A 15,274-nucleotide genomic window follows, 5' to 3' on the forward strand; every position below is an offset into this window, starting at 1 on the left:
ATAACGAACGTGCGGCCAATGCCCTTGACCTTCACCTCATGGTAGGCTTTACCGTAGACACTGAATCAATAGTGGAGGGTGATGACATGGCAACCTTACAGACGCTACAAATTCCAGTACGCGGTATGACCTGTGCGTCCTGTGCTGGGCGTGTTGAACGTGGCCTGCTGAAAGTGCCTGGGGTTGAGCAAGCGGTGGTGAATCTGGTTACTGCTGAAGTGATTGTCAGCTTGGCCGAGCCTGTTGCATTAAAAACCCTGGTAGACGCTGTAGAGGAAAGCGGTTATCAAGTGCCTTTACATGGTTTTGATTACGCGGTAACCGGAATGAATTGTGGTTCATGTGTCGGCCGTATTGAAAAGGCCCTCGCGCAAAGCCCAGTAGCCATCAGCTATCAAGTCAACCTCGCCACCAAGCAAGCGCATGTGCAGTTGCTCGCCGGTGAAGATCCCGATGTCATCAGCCAGTGGTTGACTGAGCACAACTACCCTGCCGAGGTGCTTGTCGATAATCAGCGCAAAGCCGATGACCTCAACACCCGCCAAGAAGCGGAACAAGCGCAGCTGAAAACAAAATTAAAGTACGCCTTTTTATTCGCTACGCCCTTATTTATCTTAGAAATGGGCGCGCACTTTATCCCGCCGTTCCATGCTTTTTTAGAGCGCACCTTTAATACCCAGCACCTATGGTATGTGCAAGCTATCTTAGCTGCGCTGGTGCTGTTTGGTCCGGGCCGTGAGATCTTAATCATGGGTTGGCACGGTTTGCGCCGCCTCGCACCGGATATGAACTCACTGGTGGCGCTGGGTACGCTGTCGGCCTTTGGCTACTCATTGATCGCCACTTTTATTCCGTCGCTGCTGCCCGAAGCCACCGTCAATGTTTACTTTGAAGCAGCTGCGGTGATTATCGCGTTGATTTTGCTTGGCCGGTATATGGAGGCGCGAGCTAAGGGCAATGCGGCAGACGCCATCAAACGCTTGATCAATCTACAGCCGCGTGAGGCACGCGTGCTGGTCAATGGTAAAAGTATCGATAAGCCGGTGGCCGAGATCAAAACCGGCGATGTATTAGACATCCGTCCCGGTGAGCGCATTGCTCTGGATGGCGTGGTTGTCTCTGGGCAAAGTTTTGTGGATGAGTCCATGCTCACCGGTGAGCCGGTGCCAGTGGAAAAAGAAACGGATGCCAAAGTGATTGGCGGTACCGTTAACCAAACCGGCAGCCTGCAGGTGAAGGTCGAGCAGGTCGGTGCTAATACTGTGCTAGCGCATATTATTCGCTTGGTTGAACAAGCCCAAGGCAGCAAACTACCGATTCAAGGTTTAGTTGATCGAGTGACCTTATGGTTTGTCCCAGCAGTGATGGTTGCGGCGTTATTGACCTTTATTGTCTGGATGATTTTCGCACCTGCGCCTGCTCTGAGCTTGGCTCTGGTTAATGCTGTAGCAGTGTTAATTATTGCCTGCCCCTGCGCTATGGGTTTGGCCACGCCGACATCGATTATGGTCGGTACCGGACGCGCAGCGCAGCTGGGTATTTTGTTTCGCCAAGGTCAAGCCCTGCAAGAGCTCAAAGATGTCAAAGTCATAGCCGTGGATAAAACCGGCACCCTAACTGAAGGTAAGCCACAGCTCACTGACTTTAGCGTGACCGATGGCCAGCAAGAGGATCGCGTTTTAGCGCTGGTGGCTGCGGTTGAACAGCAGTCCGAACATCCCATCGCGCTGGCCATTGTGCAAGCGGCTGAAAAGCGTGAACTGCAAATCCCTAGCATTAGCGAGTTTCAATCCATCACCGGTATGGGCGTGCAAGCAACGGTCGACGGCAAGCTGATACAGATTGGCGCAGACCGTTTTATGAACAGCTTAGACATCAACACCGATGACTTTGCCGCGCAAGCCCAGCAGCTGGGTGAGCAAGGTAAATCCCCCATGTATGCGGCGATTGATGGCCAGCTTGCGGTGATGATGGCAGTCAGCGATCCGATTAAATCGAGCAGTAAAGCGGCGATTGATCATCTGCACAAGCAAGGCTTAAAAGTGGCGATGATTACCGGCGACAACCAACACACCGCCAACGCCATTGCTAAACAACTGGGTATTGACCATGTGGTGGCGCAAGTCTTGCCCGAAGCTAAAGTCGAAGCGGTTAAAGTGCTGCAAGACAAATATGGCAAAGTGGCCTACGTCGGCGATGGCATTAATGATGCACCGGCTTTGGCTGCTGCCGAAGTGGGTATTGCCATTGGTACCGGTACCGACATTGCCATGGACGCTGCGGACGTGGTGCTGATGTCAGGTCATTTAACAGGGGTGATTAATGCGCTGGCCTTATCCAAAGCCACCTTGCGCAATATCAGCCAAAACCTGTTCTGGGCCTTTGCTTATAACATTGCCTTGATTCCAGTCGCCGCAGGGATTCTCTATCCGTTTAATGGCACTTTGTTGTCGCCCATTTTAGCCGCGGGTGCGATGGCATTATCAAGTGTCTTTGTCGTCACTAACGCCCTGCGTTTGCGTGGCTTTAAAGCACCGCTGGAGGCCATATGAATATCGGTGAAGCTGCTGCCGCATCAGGCGTCAGCCGTAAGATGATTCGCTACTATGAAGAAACCGGTTTGCTCGCACCAGCACCGCGCAGCGACGCCGGTTATCGCCTTTACAATGATAGCGGCGTGCAGCAGCTGCGTTTTATTAAGCGAGCGCGCGATTTAGGTTTTTCTTTAGAGCGGATTAAAACACTGCTCGATTTATGGCAGAATACTGATCGACACAGTGCTGACGTTAAAGCCTTAGCGCAGCAATATATGGCCGAACTGGATCAAGATATTATGCATTTGCAAAGTATGCGCCAGCAGCTCGCGGAATTAGTTAATCAATGCCACGGCGATGATGAGCCGGCCTGTCCGATTCTCGATGGCTTGGCACACGCCAACAATCCATTGCCGAGTCAAGCGTAATGCAACGGCTCAGGGCGCTGCTGTCCAGCAACATTTGCACTGTGCTGATGCTGCTGATGTTGATTTTTCTCTCGCTGCCGCTCGCTTTCGCACAGCCTGCACCTGAGCCGCAAGCCAGCAGCATGCACAGCCAGCATGAGCCAAGCACCTCTGTGGCGATTGACTGTGAAGCAGATTGTGCTGGCACTGTGCACCACTGCTGCTTGTATGCGCTGATCACCCAGCAGCCATTAATGATTTCCCGTCCCCATGCAGCGCACTCAAGCCTGCTGCCCTATTTTTTCAGCTCCAGAGACATTACTCCGCTGACACAGCCTCCCAAGATGGTCTTAAGTTAATCAATTTTCTTTTAACTTAGGAGCACCACCATGAAAAAATTATTCACTCGCCTGATCTCTATCGGCGCACTCAGCGTATTGGCTAATCAAGTATTGGCTGCACCCATCGACGCCACGCTGCACAAAGATCCAAATTGCGGTTGCTGCGTTGAATATGCGCATTATTTAGAAGACAACGGCTTTAACGTCACGCAAATCAACCATGCCAATATGACCCCAGTTAAACAGCGCTTAGGCACTGCGCAAGCGGCCAGTTGCCATACTGTAGAAATTGAAGGCTATGTGGTTGAAGGGCATGTACCGGTTGCTGCGATCAATAAGATGCTGACAGAGCAACCTGAGATCAAAGGTATTGCTTTACCTGGAATGCCATACAATTCACCCGGCATGGGCCCAGAAAAGAAAGGCAGTTTGCAAGTGCTGCAACTGGACGCACAAGGTAAGCCGACTGGCATTTATATTACTTTATAAGTAGCTTTAGGTCGGCACGTTAGGGCTGACGTTGGCATGTGTATGCTCGCTTTTGTCGTCCACTCATGGGCGACAAAAGCACTTAAATACACTAAAAAATGCCTGCGTCTAAGCCTGCCGCGATCGACATACCCAGTTCTTCGCATTGCGCTAAAAACGCCTCATCCCAAGTGCCTTTGCAGAGCAACGGTGCTTGCACTAACGTCCAGCGCAAGCCTTGGGTGATACTCTCAATCGCCCGAATAGTACCTGTGCCATCTAGGCCTGCTCGGACATAAAAGGCGAAGGGCAGTCCCTCTGTATGCTCAAGGCATGGGTAGTAGCATCTATCAAACACGTCTTTAATTAGACCAGCCATATAGCCAAAATTTTCCGTCGTACCGAAAATAACGGCATCGGCTGCAATGATATCTTCTGGCTGCGTTTGCAACGGTGCCAGACAGCGCACCACTACACGTGTAAGCTCCGGATGAGATGCACCACCGGCAACCGCCTCAAGCATTCTTTTGGTGTTTTCAGAAGGTGCATGAGCAATGATGAGTAGTGTCTTTTTCGTCATGACGGACTCCGTACTGAAGTGGATATATGCTTTTTACATCCTATATGGCTTCTACCAGAAAAACGACATGCAGCCGTCAGCAGCGAGCGATCTAAGCACACTATTAGACGCCACAGTTCAACCCTTATGCGTGCTTCAGACTGCAGACAAAGCTTGCATAAAAAAATTGCAAAAAATGAAGTAAGGCTTTTTAAATAATCCTTTTTAAGGACAACTTGCCCCAGCTGCTATAGTATCGGGGCACCACTCCTTGGGGGGTAAATGAATTTTTCAGATGCCTTTTTGCACTATTGTCGGAGGAATAACCGATGCAGCTCAGTTTTAGGATGCCTAGGTTCCAGTTGATTGCTGGACATTCAATACAGTCGGTGATTTTGTCTTTGCTAACAACAGCACTGATCATTACGCTCGCCTTTATCCCAATGAGCGCTAGCGCAGACACATTAACGATAGACTCTGCTATCAACAAGGCCGGTATGCAACGGATGTTGTCCCAGCGCATCACCAAGTCCTATTTGCTGATTGGTCAGGACACTGCGGCGGACAAGGCGCAGACCCAGCTGGACACCAGCGTAGCCCTTTTCGAGGAATCTCTTGGAGAGTTGGAAAGATTCTCGCCTACAGCTGAAATCACCCAGTCTCTGCAAGATATTCGCAGTGAGTGGAATACATTCCGTCAAACAGCAATTAGCAAACCAGAGCAAAGCCAAGCACTGTCTGTCATCGAAGACAGCTCCCGCTTACTTGAGTTGTGTGAAAAAAATGTTCAGCTATTCGAAGCCTATTCGGGTAAAGAAAAGGGCGAACTGATTAATATATCCGGTCGTCAGCGTATGTTGTCGCAACGTATCGGTATGCTCTATATCGCCAAGAGCTGGCAGGTTAGCAACGAGCAACTGGACAAAACATTTGCGCAAGCCTTAAACGATTTTGACCAGGCCTTGAATCTACTGCTTCAATCACCTCTTAATTCCGATGAGATAAACCAAGCCCTAAATGAAGTGAAGGCTCAGTGGGAATTTTCACGCTCCGGATTCGAGCTCGGTGAAAGTGATCGTTATGTGCCTTTTCTTATTCAGGTCACTACCGAATCTATACTTAAGAAAATGGACCGTATTACCAGTTTGTACGTAGCCGTTGACCCGTCCTAAATAGGGTACGGATGGTCTGACTCTGTTTATAAGGCTTTCGTGCTAAACATAAGTCACACCATCCATACCGGTATCAGCATCATCAGCAAATAAAACGTCTGCCTGCTTAAGACAGCAAGTGCCATTAACTCAGGCAATTGTTTCGATGCATTAATTGGCTTAAGTCATTACTCCCACCCACTTTTTATTACCTACAGCGCAGCTTTCGCAACGCTGCGCCGATCTTTAAGCCCGCACATATTCTCAGCTCAACATGCTGTATGGCTTACAAGCAAGAAGCAAAAAGTCTAGCCAAGCTTTTTAGTAGCCCGCTTATAGTTCGCTAACTCTTAGCTGATTCGTTGATTGGGGTCAGCCTACTTGCAATCAAAGGTCTAACAGCTTAGATAAAAAAATACTCGCCTGTTAGCATCAAACAAGGGCATTATGAATTTGCTTGATTTCTATTAATGCATTCTCTGCCTACTAGCATTTTGCAGTTGGTATTTTCTAGCTTATCTGCGCTTATGTGTCGGTCAGCCACCAACTCAAAAGACTACAATTACAATCATGCTCAAGCATGAGAGGAGATGAATACGATGGACATTAACCGTCGAGAATTTTTCAAATTTTGCGGCGTGGGAATAGCCGCATCAAGCCTTGCTGCGCTCGGTATGGCCCCAGAGCCAGCATTTGCCGACAGCATTCGTCACTTCAAACTTGCCAACACTAAAGAATCTCGTAACACCTGCCCCTACTGCTCGGTAGGCTGTGGCCTGATTATGTATAGCCGCGGCAGTGGTGGCAAAAACGTCAGCCAGGAAATCTTTCATATTGAAGGTGACGCTGATCACCCTGTTAACCGTGGCAGCTTGTGTCCGAAGGGCGCAGGCCTGATTGACTTTATTCGCAGCCCCAACCGCCTACAGTATCCTCAAGTACGTGAAGCAGGCAGCAACGAGTGGACGCGTGTCAGCTGGGACGAAGCGTTAACCCGCATCGCACGGCTGGTAAAAGACGATCGCGATGCCAACTTCATCGAAAAAAACGACGCAGGGCAAACCGTTAACCGCTGGCTCACCACCGGTTTTCTAGCAGCCTCTGCAGCATCCAGTGAAGCAGGTTACATGACCCACAAAGTGGTGCGTTCGCTGGGTATTTTGGGTTTCGATAATCAGGCACGCGTTTGACACGGTCCGACGGTGGCAGGTCTTGCCCCGACGTTTGGCCGTGGAGCCATGACAAATCACTGGAACGATATTAAGAACGCCAACCTCGTGTTGGTTATGGGCGGCAACGCTGCAGAAGCACACCCTGTTGGCTTCAAATGGGTCACCGAAGCTATGGCGCACAATAATGCCAAGCTGGTTGTGGTTGATCCACGCTTTACCCGTACCGCCTCGTTGGCCGATATTTACGCGCCGATTCGTACCGGCACGGATATCGCTTTTCTCGGTGGTTTGATTCACTATTTACTGGATACCAATCGAATCCAGCACGAATACGTGCGTAACTACACCGACATGCCGTTCATCGTGAAACAGGGCTTCACCTTTGAAGATGGTCTGTTCAACGGTTATGACGTTGATTCGCGCAGCTATCCGGACAAGAGTGGTTGGGACTACGAGCTTGACGAGAACGGTCACGCTAAGATTGATACCACCCTTAAGCACCCGCGCTGCGTCTATCAGTTACTCAAGAAGCACTACAGCCGCTACACGCCAGAGCTGGTCAGTCAAATCTGCGGCACGCCCCTTAAGCGCATGATGCAGGTGTGGGACACCATTGCTGAGACGTCAGTCCCCGGCAAGACCATGACCATCCTCTATGCCCTAGGCTGGACTCAGCACTCGGTCGGTTCGCAGATGATTCGCGCCGGTGCCATGCTGCAGCTGCTGCTGGGCAACATCGGCATGCCTGGCGGTGGCGTTAACGCCTTGCGCGGCCACTCCAACATTCAGGGTCTGACTGACCTCGGCCTGCTTTCTAACTTGCTGCCAGGTTATCTGACCCTGCCGCGAGATGACGAGCAAGACTACAACGCCTATATTGCCAAGCGCGCACCACAGGCGCTGCGGCCAGGACAAATGTCCTATTGGCAGCACTATGGCCGCTTCCATGTCAGCCTGATGAAGGCTTGGTACGGCGATGCCGCAACGCAAGAAAACAACTGGGGCTACGACTGGCTGCCTAAGCTTGACGAGCCGATGTACGACGTCCTCAAGTACTTCGACATGATGTACGAAGGCAAAGTGAACGGTTACTTCTGTCAGGGCTTCAACCCTATTGCTGCGTTCCCCAACAAAGCAAAAATCGGCTCAGCACTGGCACGTCTAAAATACCTGGTAGTCATGGACCCCCTCATCACCGAAACCTCTGAGTTTTGGAAGCACGTTGATGACTATAACGATGTCGATACCGCCAGCATCCAGACCACAGTGTTTCGCCTGCCGACGACCTGTTTCGCTGAAGAGAATGGCTCGTTAGTAAACAGTAGCCGCTGGTTGCAATGGCACTGGAAAGGCGGTGAGGCACCAGGCGAGGCACGTCCCGACGTCGCTATCATGGGCGGATTATTCCATCGCCTACGTGCGCTGTATCAGAGTGAAGGTGGCGCCTTCCCAGATCCGATCATGAATCTGGACTGGTCATACATGCGTCCTGATGAGCCAGCCCCAGAAGAAATTGCCATGGAATACAATGGCAAAGCGCGGGCTGATCTTAAAGATCCTAAAACCGGTGAGTTACTGCTGCGTGCCGGTCAGCAGCTTGCAGGTTTTGGTCAGCTTCGCGATGACGGCAGCACATCAAGCGGTTGCTGGTTATTCTGTGGTTCTTGGACAGAAGACGGTAACCAAATGGCGCGCCGTGACAACTCTGACCCTTACGATATGGGCCAGACGTTGGGTTGGGCTTGGTCCTGGCCAGCCAACCGTCGGATTCTTTACAACCGCGCATCGGCTGATACCTCCGGCAAGCCGTGGGATGATAAAGAAAAACGCCTCATCTGGTGGGATGGCAAAAAGTGGGACGGCACCGATGTGCCCGACTTCTCAGCGACCTCAGCACCGGAAGACAACATGAGTCCGTTCATCATGAACCCAGAAGGCGTGGCACGCTTCTTCGCCCGAGGCAATATGGCCGAAGGCCCGTTCCCCGAGCACTATGAGCCGTTTGAAACGCCCATTGGTCGCAACCCGCTGCATCCAACCTTGCCAGGCGTGACCAGCAACCCAGCAGCACGGGTGTTCCGTAACGATATGAGCGTGTTCGGTACTGCCGAGGAGTTTCCGTATGCGGCGACCACTTACCGGCTGACTGAGCACTTCCACTACTGGACTAAACACTGTCGAATCAACGCGATCACCCAGCCACAGCAGTTTGTCGAGCTCGGTGAAGTGATGGCCGGCGAGCTGAAAATCAAGGCCGGCGACCGCGTGCGAGTATCATCCAACCGCGGCTTTATTGAAGCGGTAGCGGTGGTGACCAAGCGCATCAGGCCGCTACAAGTGGATGGTAAAATCGTGCACCATGTGGGCATTCCGCTGCACTGGGGTTTTGTCGGTGTAGCCAAAAATGGCTATATCACCAACACATTGACCCCCTTTGTTGGCGATGGAAATACCCACACGCCCGAATACAAATCCTTCCTTGTTAACGTGGAGAGGGTGTAATCATGGCTACATTAGACATAATCGCGCGCTCTGCTACCACCACGCCGAGCCCCTCGATCCGTAAGATGGACGAGGTAGCAAAACTCATCGACACGACGCTGTGCATCGGCTGCAAAGCATGCCAAGTGGCATGTTCTGAGTGGAACGATCTCAGGGATGATGTCGGCACTAACGTTGGGGTGTACGACAACCCCAGCAATTTGACAGCTGAATCTTGGACCGTGATGCGTTTCGCCGAACATCAAACCACAGAGGATGATTTAGAGTGGCTGATCCGCAAAGACGGCTGCATGCACTGCGAAGATCCCGGCTGCCTCAAGGCTTGCCCAAGCCCTGGGGCAATTATCAAGTACGCCAATGGTATCGTCGACTTCAACCAGGACAAATGCATCGGCTGCGGCTACTGCATTACTGGCTGTCCGTTCGATGTGCCACGTATTTCTGAAAAGGACAATAAAGCCTACAAATGCACTCTATGTTCTGACCGCGTAGCCGTAGGCCTTGAGCCTGCCTGCGTGAAAACATGCCCCACTGGGGCCATTGTTTTCGGTACCAAGGAGGACATGAAGGAGCATGCAAACTGGCGTATTGCCGATCTGAACCGACGTGGTTATGAAAACGCCGGACTGTACGATCCCTCGGGTGTGGGTGGCACGCATGTAATGTACGTGCTGCACCATGCAGACAAGCCGGGGCTCTACAGTGGTCTGCCGAAAGCACCACGCATCAGCCCCATGGTTGCCGCCTGGAAAGGCACAACCAAACCCTTGGCATTGCTTGGTATGGCGGCTGTAGCTGCGGTCGGATTCTTCCACTACATACGTGTAGGGCCTAACCGCGTCAAGGACGACGAGGAGACGCATGACACGCCAGCGGCGTCGGTCGAGCATCATGACCCTGTCGAGCATCGTGACTCAGGTCCGGGAGGAGAATGAAATGAATAATAATGACAATAACCAAGACCTGCAAAGGTACAGTGCAAACGAACGCTCCAATCACTGGGCGGTTGCTTTGCTGTTCATCATGGCTGGGCTTTCGGGCCTCGCGCTGTTCCATCCAGCTTTGTTCTGGTTGAGCAATCTGTTTGGCGGTGGACCTTGGACGCGCATATTGCACCCCTTTATTGGGGTGGCAATGTTCATTCTGTTCGCCTTAATGGCGTTGCGTTTTGCCGGTCGCAACCGCTTCAAGGCGCACGATCGCCTGTGGCTGTCGCAGTGGCGTAAAGTCATCACCAACAACGAAGAGGGCGTACCAGCTGTTGGTAAATACAACGCTGGGCAGAAGGTTCTGTTTTGGGTGCTGGTCGTCAGCATGGCGGCATTACTGCTGAGCGGAATCGCAATGTGGGGTGCGTACTTTGGCGGCCTGTTCCCGATTGGCATCGTTCGTTTTGCTAGCCTGCTGCATGCTTTTTCAGCCTTTGTGCTGATCTCCAGCATCATCGTGCACATCTACGCGGCCATATGGGTTAAAGGTTCCGTCGGTGCCATGACGTCCGGCAAAGTGAGCCGCGGCTGGGCGCGCAAACACCACAGCCTGTGGTATGACGAGATGCGCAACAAAGAGCGCTAAACAAACGCGGCTGGTACCGGTTAAACGCTGGTCCAGCCGATGTTAATCATATAATGTTATGACGTCAGACAGCGCCTTTGGGTGCTGTCTGACTTTTTATAGCACGCTTATTCAGGCTATCAGGCCTATCTCTACAAGGAGCCAGCTCGTGTCCTCCAATATTCTTGAACCGGGTGAAATTGAGGGAGCAGCCATGACGCCGCCCTTCGTTCAGCGACCACCAGCAGACCTGTTTTCTCAGCGTGCTAAGCGTCTCGACGCTTTGTCTGAAGGCCATCCCATGGCTGCGTATTTGCGCCTGCTGGCCAGCATATGTCGAGCGCAACAGAGCGTGCTTGATGCGCCACCCAAACTTTCCGAACTCGACACCTCGCCTCTTTGCGCCGCTTTACAACATGATATGCCGCCGCTGGCAGTCGACACATTACTCCACGATAGCGGCTGGCATATGCAATTGGATGCATGGCTTGAAGCTTTCACACAGGACAATGAAAACCTGCCCGACGCGGTGTGCGCTGCACTTCAACAACTGCGTGAAGCTGACGCCGAGCAGCGCCAAAGCTGGGCAAGCGCACTGCTGGGCGGGCATTTTAGTCAAGTACCTGAAGCACTGGTGCCTTTCCTTGGCGCTGCCTTACAGCTCGCTTGGCAGCACTGGCTTAAAGCAATTGATATCGAGGATATTCGCGAGCGCGAAGACCAGACCGAGTGCCCGTGCTGTGGCTCACTGCCGGTCGCCGGGATTATTCACCAGCGCCGCCCCATTAACGGTGTGCGCTACTTAGTCTGTTCTCTGTGCGCCAGCCAATGGCACTATGTGCGCCTAAAGTGCAGCCACTGCCTGAGCACGCGCGAGCTAGACTATCTGCATTTTGACGACAGCCCACACGGTATCAAGGCTGAAGCTTGCCCTGATTGCCATACCTACCTGAAACAGTTGTACTTAGAAATTGCCCCAACCGGCGAAGCCTTCAGCGCAGACCTCGCCAGCCTTGACCTTGACATGCGTTTGGCTGAGCAGGGCTTGCAACGCCGCGCGCCCAACCTCCTGCTAGCTCCGGGTGGTGAAGGCAAAAACACAGGTGGCAGTCACAAGGAGACCTGAGTCAATGAATGCTCCACAATCACTACGCCCTCCTTCGGTGGAGCAATTCATGAACGCACCTGGCATGGCCGCTCTGCAAGAGCGCTATGGCCGACTTTCGTTGCGCACAATAGTGCGCGACTATTTAAAAGAACTGGGAGACGCTTACCGTCGCGCCGAATTGTTGCCGCAAATGCTAAGTCACGACATCTTGGTAAATGAGGTCGCTGCTCGCTTAGAGCGTTACCAAAGCCCAAACCTGCGACGTATTTTCAACCTCACCGGCACAGTACTGCACACTAATTTAGGCCGCGCTCTACTACCGCAAGAGGCCATCGATGCCATGCTGTTGGCCGCGCGTTATCCAATCAATTTAGAGTTTGATTTAGCAACAGGCCAGCGCGGCGATCGCGACAGTCTGGTGGAGCAGCTGGTATGCGAACTGACCGGCGCTGAAGCAGCCACAGTGGTGAACAACAACGCTGGCGCTGTGTTACTCGCCCTTAGCGCCCTCGGTGCCGGCCGTGAAGCAGTTATCTCGCGCGGTGAGCTGATCGAAATCGGTGGTTCGTTTCGCATTCCCGACATTATGGCGCAAGCCGGTGTGATTCTGCGTGAGGTGGGCACCACCAACCGCACCCACCCGCATGACTACGAAACCGCCATCAACGAGCAAACGGGACTGATCCTGCGCGTGCATCCCAGCAACTATTGTATTGAGGGCTTTACCGCCAGTGTCACCAGCAAACACTTAGCCAGCATCAGTCACGCCCATGCTCTACCCCTGCTGGAGGATCTTGGTAGTGGCAGTCTGGTTGATTTATCGCGCTGGAACTTACCACGCGAGCCGCTGGTACAAGAGTCGCTGGCCGCTGGCGCTGACATTGTTACCTTCAGCGGCGACAAATTGCTGGGTGGCCCTCAGGCGGGACTGATTGTTGGGCGGCGCGAGCTGATCGAGCGTATCAAAGCGCATCCACTTAAGCGCGCTCTGCGGGTCGATAAGATAACCCTCGCCGCGCTAGAGGCGGTATTGCGCCTATACCAAGACCCTGATCGGCTGGATCAACGCTTAACCAGCCTACGCTTGCTGACTCGGCCCGAAGCAGAGATCAATGCCCAAGCCCAGCGTCTAGCACCAGTAGTAGCACAACAACTGGGTAGCACATGGCAGGTCGAAGCCTTGCCGGTATGCGGCATGATAGGCAGTGGCGCGCAACCCGTCGCACGCTTACCCAGCGCTGCCCTCTGCCTACGCCCACAAGGTGCTCGCCGTGAACGCAACAGCATGCTAACCGCCCTGATGGCAGCATTGCGCAGCCTGCCGATTCCTGTAGTGGGCCGACTTGAGGATGACGCTCTATGGCTCGACCTACGTCAGCTCGATGATGAAGCGCTGTTCGTTCAACAGCTGCCAGCCTTAAAAGTGAGCACAGCATGATTATTGCCACAGCAGGGCACATTGACCACGGTAAAACAGCACTATTGCAGGCACTGACCGGCCATGCTGGTGATTGTCGTCGTGAAGAACAAGAACGCGGCATCACCATCGACTTAGGCTATCGCTATGCAGACTTGGGCGGTGCAACAACCCTAGGTTTTATTGACGTGCCCGGCCACGAGCGCTTCGTACACAACATGTTAGCCGGTGCCAGCGCTGTTGATCTGGCGCTGCTGGTGATCGCCGCCGATGACGGCGTCATGCCACAAACCCGTGAGCACCTGGCGATACTGACTTTGCTCGGCATTCCTCGGCTGTGGGTGGTGCTCACTAAGTGCGACAGGGTCGACCTGCAGCGCCGCACCACTGCAGAGGCCCAAATACAGGCACTGCTGGCATCCGGACCCTACCAAGGCGCACCCTGCCTGAGCCTCTCAAGCATCACCGGTGAGGGCGTGAGCGAGTTGCGCGAGGCCTTACTAGCAGAGGCCAAAAAGGTTGCGCAACGTGCCGACAACAACTATTTCCGTTTATCTATCGATCGTGCCTTCAGCGTCTCCGGTGCAGGCGCAGTGGTCACAGGCACAGCCTTGGCCGGACGCGTAACGGTAGGCGACAGCTTGCTACTGGCCGATACAAACGGCGGCCAGCAACGGGTTCGGGTACGCGGATTGCACGCCCAGAACAGTGTTGCTGAGGTCGCGCAGGCAGGCCAGCGGGTGGCGCTAAATCTAGCCGGTGAACGGCTCAAAGCTGAACACATTCAGCGTGGCAGCTGGCTACTGGCAGGCGCACTGCTCAACCCCAGTCGCAGGCTGGATATCCACTTGACCCTGCTAGCCGATGCATCACGAGCACTGGAACACTGGACGCCGGTTCATGTGCATGTGGGCGCCCAACGCCTGACCGGACGCGTGGCACTGCTAGAACAGTCACACCTATCACCCGGCGCCAGCGGCTTGGCACAACTGGTACTCGACGGCCATAGCAACGCCGTCTATGGCGACCGAGTCGTGCTGCGTGATCAGTCTGCTTGGCACACATTAGGCGGCGGCGTTGTGCTTGATCCAAGCGCACCAACCCGCCAGCGACGCAGCCCAGCGCGGCTTGCACAACTGCGGGCTTTGGCTCAAGGCGGATTGGAAGCTGCGCTGCCCACATTACTCAGCGGCGCTGATAATGGCCTCGCGCCAGACAGCCTAGAGCGCCAGTTCAACCGCCCACAACAAGGCTGGCTCTTACCGCAAGGCGCAATCAGCAAAAATACAGCCTGCGGGCCACGCTTGTTCAGTGAGGTCGTCTGGCAGCAGCATCGCTTGACGCTGGTTGCAGCGCTGGAACGTTTTCATCAAGAGCAACCCGACGAGCCTGGGCCTGACCGCAGCCGTCTGCGCCGCTATGGGCTGCCTCATTTGCAGCCGGCAGTTTTCACCGCACTCTTGGATGAAGCGCTCGCCGACGCAACACTTGCGGCGAGCGGCCCATGGCTGCATATGCCGCACTACCGAGTGCGCTTGAGTGACGAAGAAGAAGCCCTAAAAACACGCTTATGGCCACATCTCGAAGCCGGCGGCATTAACCCTCCTTGGGTGCGTGATCTAGCCCGCATTGAAGACTGTGACGAGACACAGGTACGCTCCTTACTACTGAAACTGGCACGCTTGGGGCAGCTGCATCAGGTGGTACGCGACCTTTTTTACTGCGAGTCTGCTATCGAGAAGCTGGCGCAGTGCGTGATCTCCTTGGCCGAGAGCGACAACAGTTTAGAGGTGGTAGCATTTCGTGATGCTCTAGGATTGGGGCGCAAACGCTGCGTGCAGCTGTTGGAATACTTGGATCGCTTGGGTGTCACCCGACGCTTTGCCAATCAACGGCGGGTACGCCAAGAAAGTAGCATGGTTTTACGTATCAAATCGCGCTAGTATGGCGCGGCTGATACGGAGGGCAATCACATCCGGTGGTGTGGCCGGACTTCAAATCCGGTTGGGGACGGCAGCCGTTCCTGGGTGGGTTCGACTCCCACTGCCCTCCGCCACTTTT

12 protein-coding genes and 1 tRNA gene are annotated in these 15,274 nt (G+C 53.6%); 12 read left to right on the top strand and 1 reads right to left on the bottom strand.

The genetic code is table 11. From position 1 onward, the window contains the following. Positions 1–86: 86 nt before the first annotated feature. From FXF61_RS12745 to FXF61_RS12760, 4 genes are read left to right on the top strand one after another with little or no spacing between them, the layout of a single operon-like run. Positions 87–2,552, top strand: coding sequence for a heavy metal translocating P-type ATPase (locus FXF61_RS12745; RefSeq protein WP_151185606.1), 2,466 nt, complete (start codon positions 87–89; stop codon positions 2,550–2,552). Continuing rightward, positions 2,549–2,962, top strand: a complete 414-nt coding sequence (cueR, locus tag FXF61_RS12750; protein ID WP_151185607.1) for a Cu(I)-responsive transcriptional regulator — start codon at positions 2,549–2,551, stop codon at positions 2,960–2,962. The genes FXF61_RS12745 and cueR overlap by 4 nt, the downstream gene beginning before the upstream one ends. Positions 2,963–3,018: 56 nt before the next feature. Next, positions 3,019–3,300 carry a hypothetical protein gene (locus FXF61_RS12755; RefSeq protein ID WP_151185608.1) on the top strand — a complete coding sequence of 94 codons (282 nt, stop codon included), beginning with the start codon at positions 3,019–3,021 and terminating at the stop codon, positions 3,298–3,300. A 30-nt stretch (positions 3,301–3,330) separates the two neighbouring features. Then, positions 3,331–3,771, top strand: coding sequence for a DUF411 domain-containing protein (locus FXF61_RS12760; RefSeq protein WP_151185609.1), 441 nt, complete (start codon positions 3,331–3,333; stop codon positions 3,769–3,771). A gap of 91 nt (positions 3,772–3,862) precedes the next feature. Here FXF61_RS12760 and FXF61_RS12765 read toward each other — a convergent pair whose 3' ends face one another. Then, entirely contained in the window at positions 3,863–4,330 is a 468-nt protein-coding gene (locus FXF61_RS12765) for a flavodoxin family protein (protein WP_151185610.1), read from the bottom strand. 308 nt (positions 4,331–4,638) lie between these two features. On the opposite strand from FXF61_RS12765, the gene FXF61_RS12770 reads away from it, so the two are divergent. The 8 genes from FXF61_RS12770 to FXF61_RS12805 all read left to right on the top strand — a co-directional run bounded on the left by FXF61_RS12770 (position 4,639) and on the right by FXF61_RS12805 (position 15,269). Beyond that, positions 4,639–5,481: a type IV pili methyl-accepting chemotaxis transducer N-terminal domain-containing protein gene (locus FXF61_RS12770; protein WP_151185611.1), complete on the top strand. Its 843-nt coding sequence runs from the start codon at positions 4,639–4,641 to the stop codon at positions 5,479–5,481. A 578-nt stretch (positions 5,482–6,059) separates the two neighbouring features. After that, complete coding sequence (gene fdnG / locus FXF61_RS12775; RefSeq protein WP_151185612.1) at positions 6,060–9,134, top strand: formate dehydrogenase-N subunit alpha; 3,075 nt, start codon at positions 6,060–6,062, stop codon at positions 9,132–9,134. A gap of 2 nt (positions 9,135–9,136) precedes the next feature. Then, on the top strand, positions 9,137–10,069 hold the full coding sequence (gene fdxH, locus FXF61_RS12780) for a formate dehydrogenase subunit beta (RefSeq protein ID WP_151185613.1): 933 nt from the start codon (positions 9,137–9,139) through the stop codon (positions 10,067–10,069). Between the two features lies 1 nt (position 10,070). Further along, on the top strand, positions 10,071–10,709 hold the full coding sequence (locus tag FXF61_RS12785; RefSeq protein WP_151185614.1) for a formate dehydrogenase subunit gamma: 639 nt from the start codon (positions 10,071–10,073) through the stop codon (positions 10,707–10,709). Between the two features lie 148 nt (positions 10,710–10,857). Beyond that, complete coding sequence (gene fdhE / locus FXF61_RS12790; protein ID WP_151185615.1) at positions 10,858–11,814, top strand: formate dehydrogenase accessory protein FdhE; 957 nt, start codon at positions 10,858–10,860, stop codon at positions 11,812–11,814. Between the two features lie 4 nt (positions 11,815–11,818). Further along, positions 11,819–13,234 (top strand): L-seryl-tRNA(Sec) selenium transferase, encoded by a 1,416-nt coding sequence (selA, locus tag FXF61_RS12795; protein ID WP_151185616.1) that lies wholly within the window; start codon positions 11,819–11,821, stop codon positions 13,232–13,234. Next, positions 13,231–15,156 carry a selenocysteine-specific translation elongation factor gene (gene selB, locus FXF61_RS12800; protein ID WP_151185617.1) on the top strand — a complete coding sequence of 642 codons (1,926 nt, stop codon included), beginning with the start codon at positions 13,231–13,233 and terminating at the stop codon, positions 15,154–15,156. Before selA ends, selB begins: the two co-directional genes overlap by 4 nt. Positions 15,157–15,173: 17 nt before the next feature. After that, a tRNA-Sec gene (locus FXF61_RS12805) sits at positions 15,174–15,269 on the top strand. The last annotated feature ends 5 nt before the right edge of the window (positions 15,270–15,274 follow it).

It is taken from the genome of Pseudomonas sp. C27(2019) (assembly GCF_008807395.1).
GTDB lineage: Bacteria > Pseudomonadota > Gammaproteobacteria > Pseudomonadales > Pseudomonadaceae > Denitrificimonas.

What these genes read in the sequence shown, in the direction of transcription:
- FXF61_RS12745 (WP_151185606.1), top strand. Translation starts at nt 87, where the DNA reads ATGGCAACCTTACAGACGCTACAAATTCCAGTACGCGGTATGACCTGT.
- cueR (WP_151185607.1), top strand. Translation starts at nt 2,549, where the DNA reads ATGAATATCGGTGAAGCTGCTGCCGCATCAGGCGTCAGCCGTAAGATG.
- FXF61_RS12755 (WP_151185608.1), top strand. Translation starts at nt 3,019, where the DNA reads ATGTTGATTTTTCTCTCGCTGCCGCTCGCTTTCGCACAGCCTGCACCT.
- FXF61_RS12760 (WP_151185609.1), top strand. Translation starts at nt 3,331, where the DNA reads ATGAAAAAATTATTCACTCGCCTGATCTCTATCGGCGCACTCAGCGTA.
- FXF61_RS12765 (WP_151185610.1), bottom strand. Translation starts at nt 4,330, where the DNA reads ATGACGAAAAAGACACTACTCATCATTGCTCATGCACCTTCTGAAAAC.
- FXF61_RS12770 (WP_151185611.1), top strand. Translation starts at nt 4,639, where the DNA reads ATGCAGCTCAGTTTTAGGATGCCTAGGTTCCAGTTGATTGCTGGACAT.
- fdxH (WP_151185613.1), top strand. Translation starts at nt 9,137, where the DNA reads ATGGCTACATTAGACATAATCGCGCGCTCTGCTACCACCACGCCGAGC.
- FXF61_RS12785 (WP_151185614.1), top strand. Translation starts at nt 10,071, where the DNA reads ATGAATAATAATGACAATAACCAAGACCTGCAAAGGTACAGTGCAAAC.
- selA (WP_151185616.1), top strand. Translation starts at nt 11,819, where the DNA reads ATGAATGCTCCACAATCACTACGCCCTCCTTCGGTGGAGCAATTCATG.
- selB (WP_151185617.1), top strand. Translation starts at nt 13,231, where the DNA reads ATGATTATTGCCACAGCAGGGCACATTGACCACGGTAAAACAGCACTA.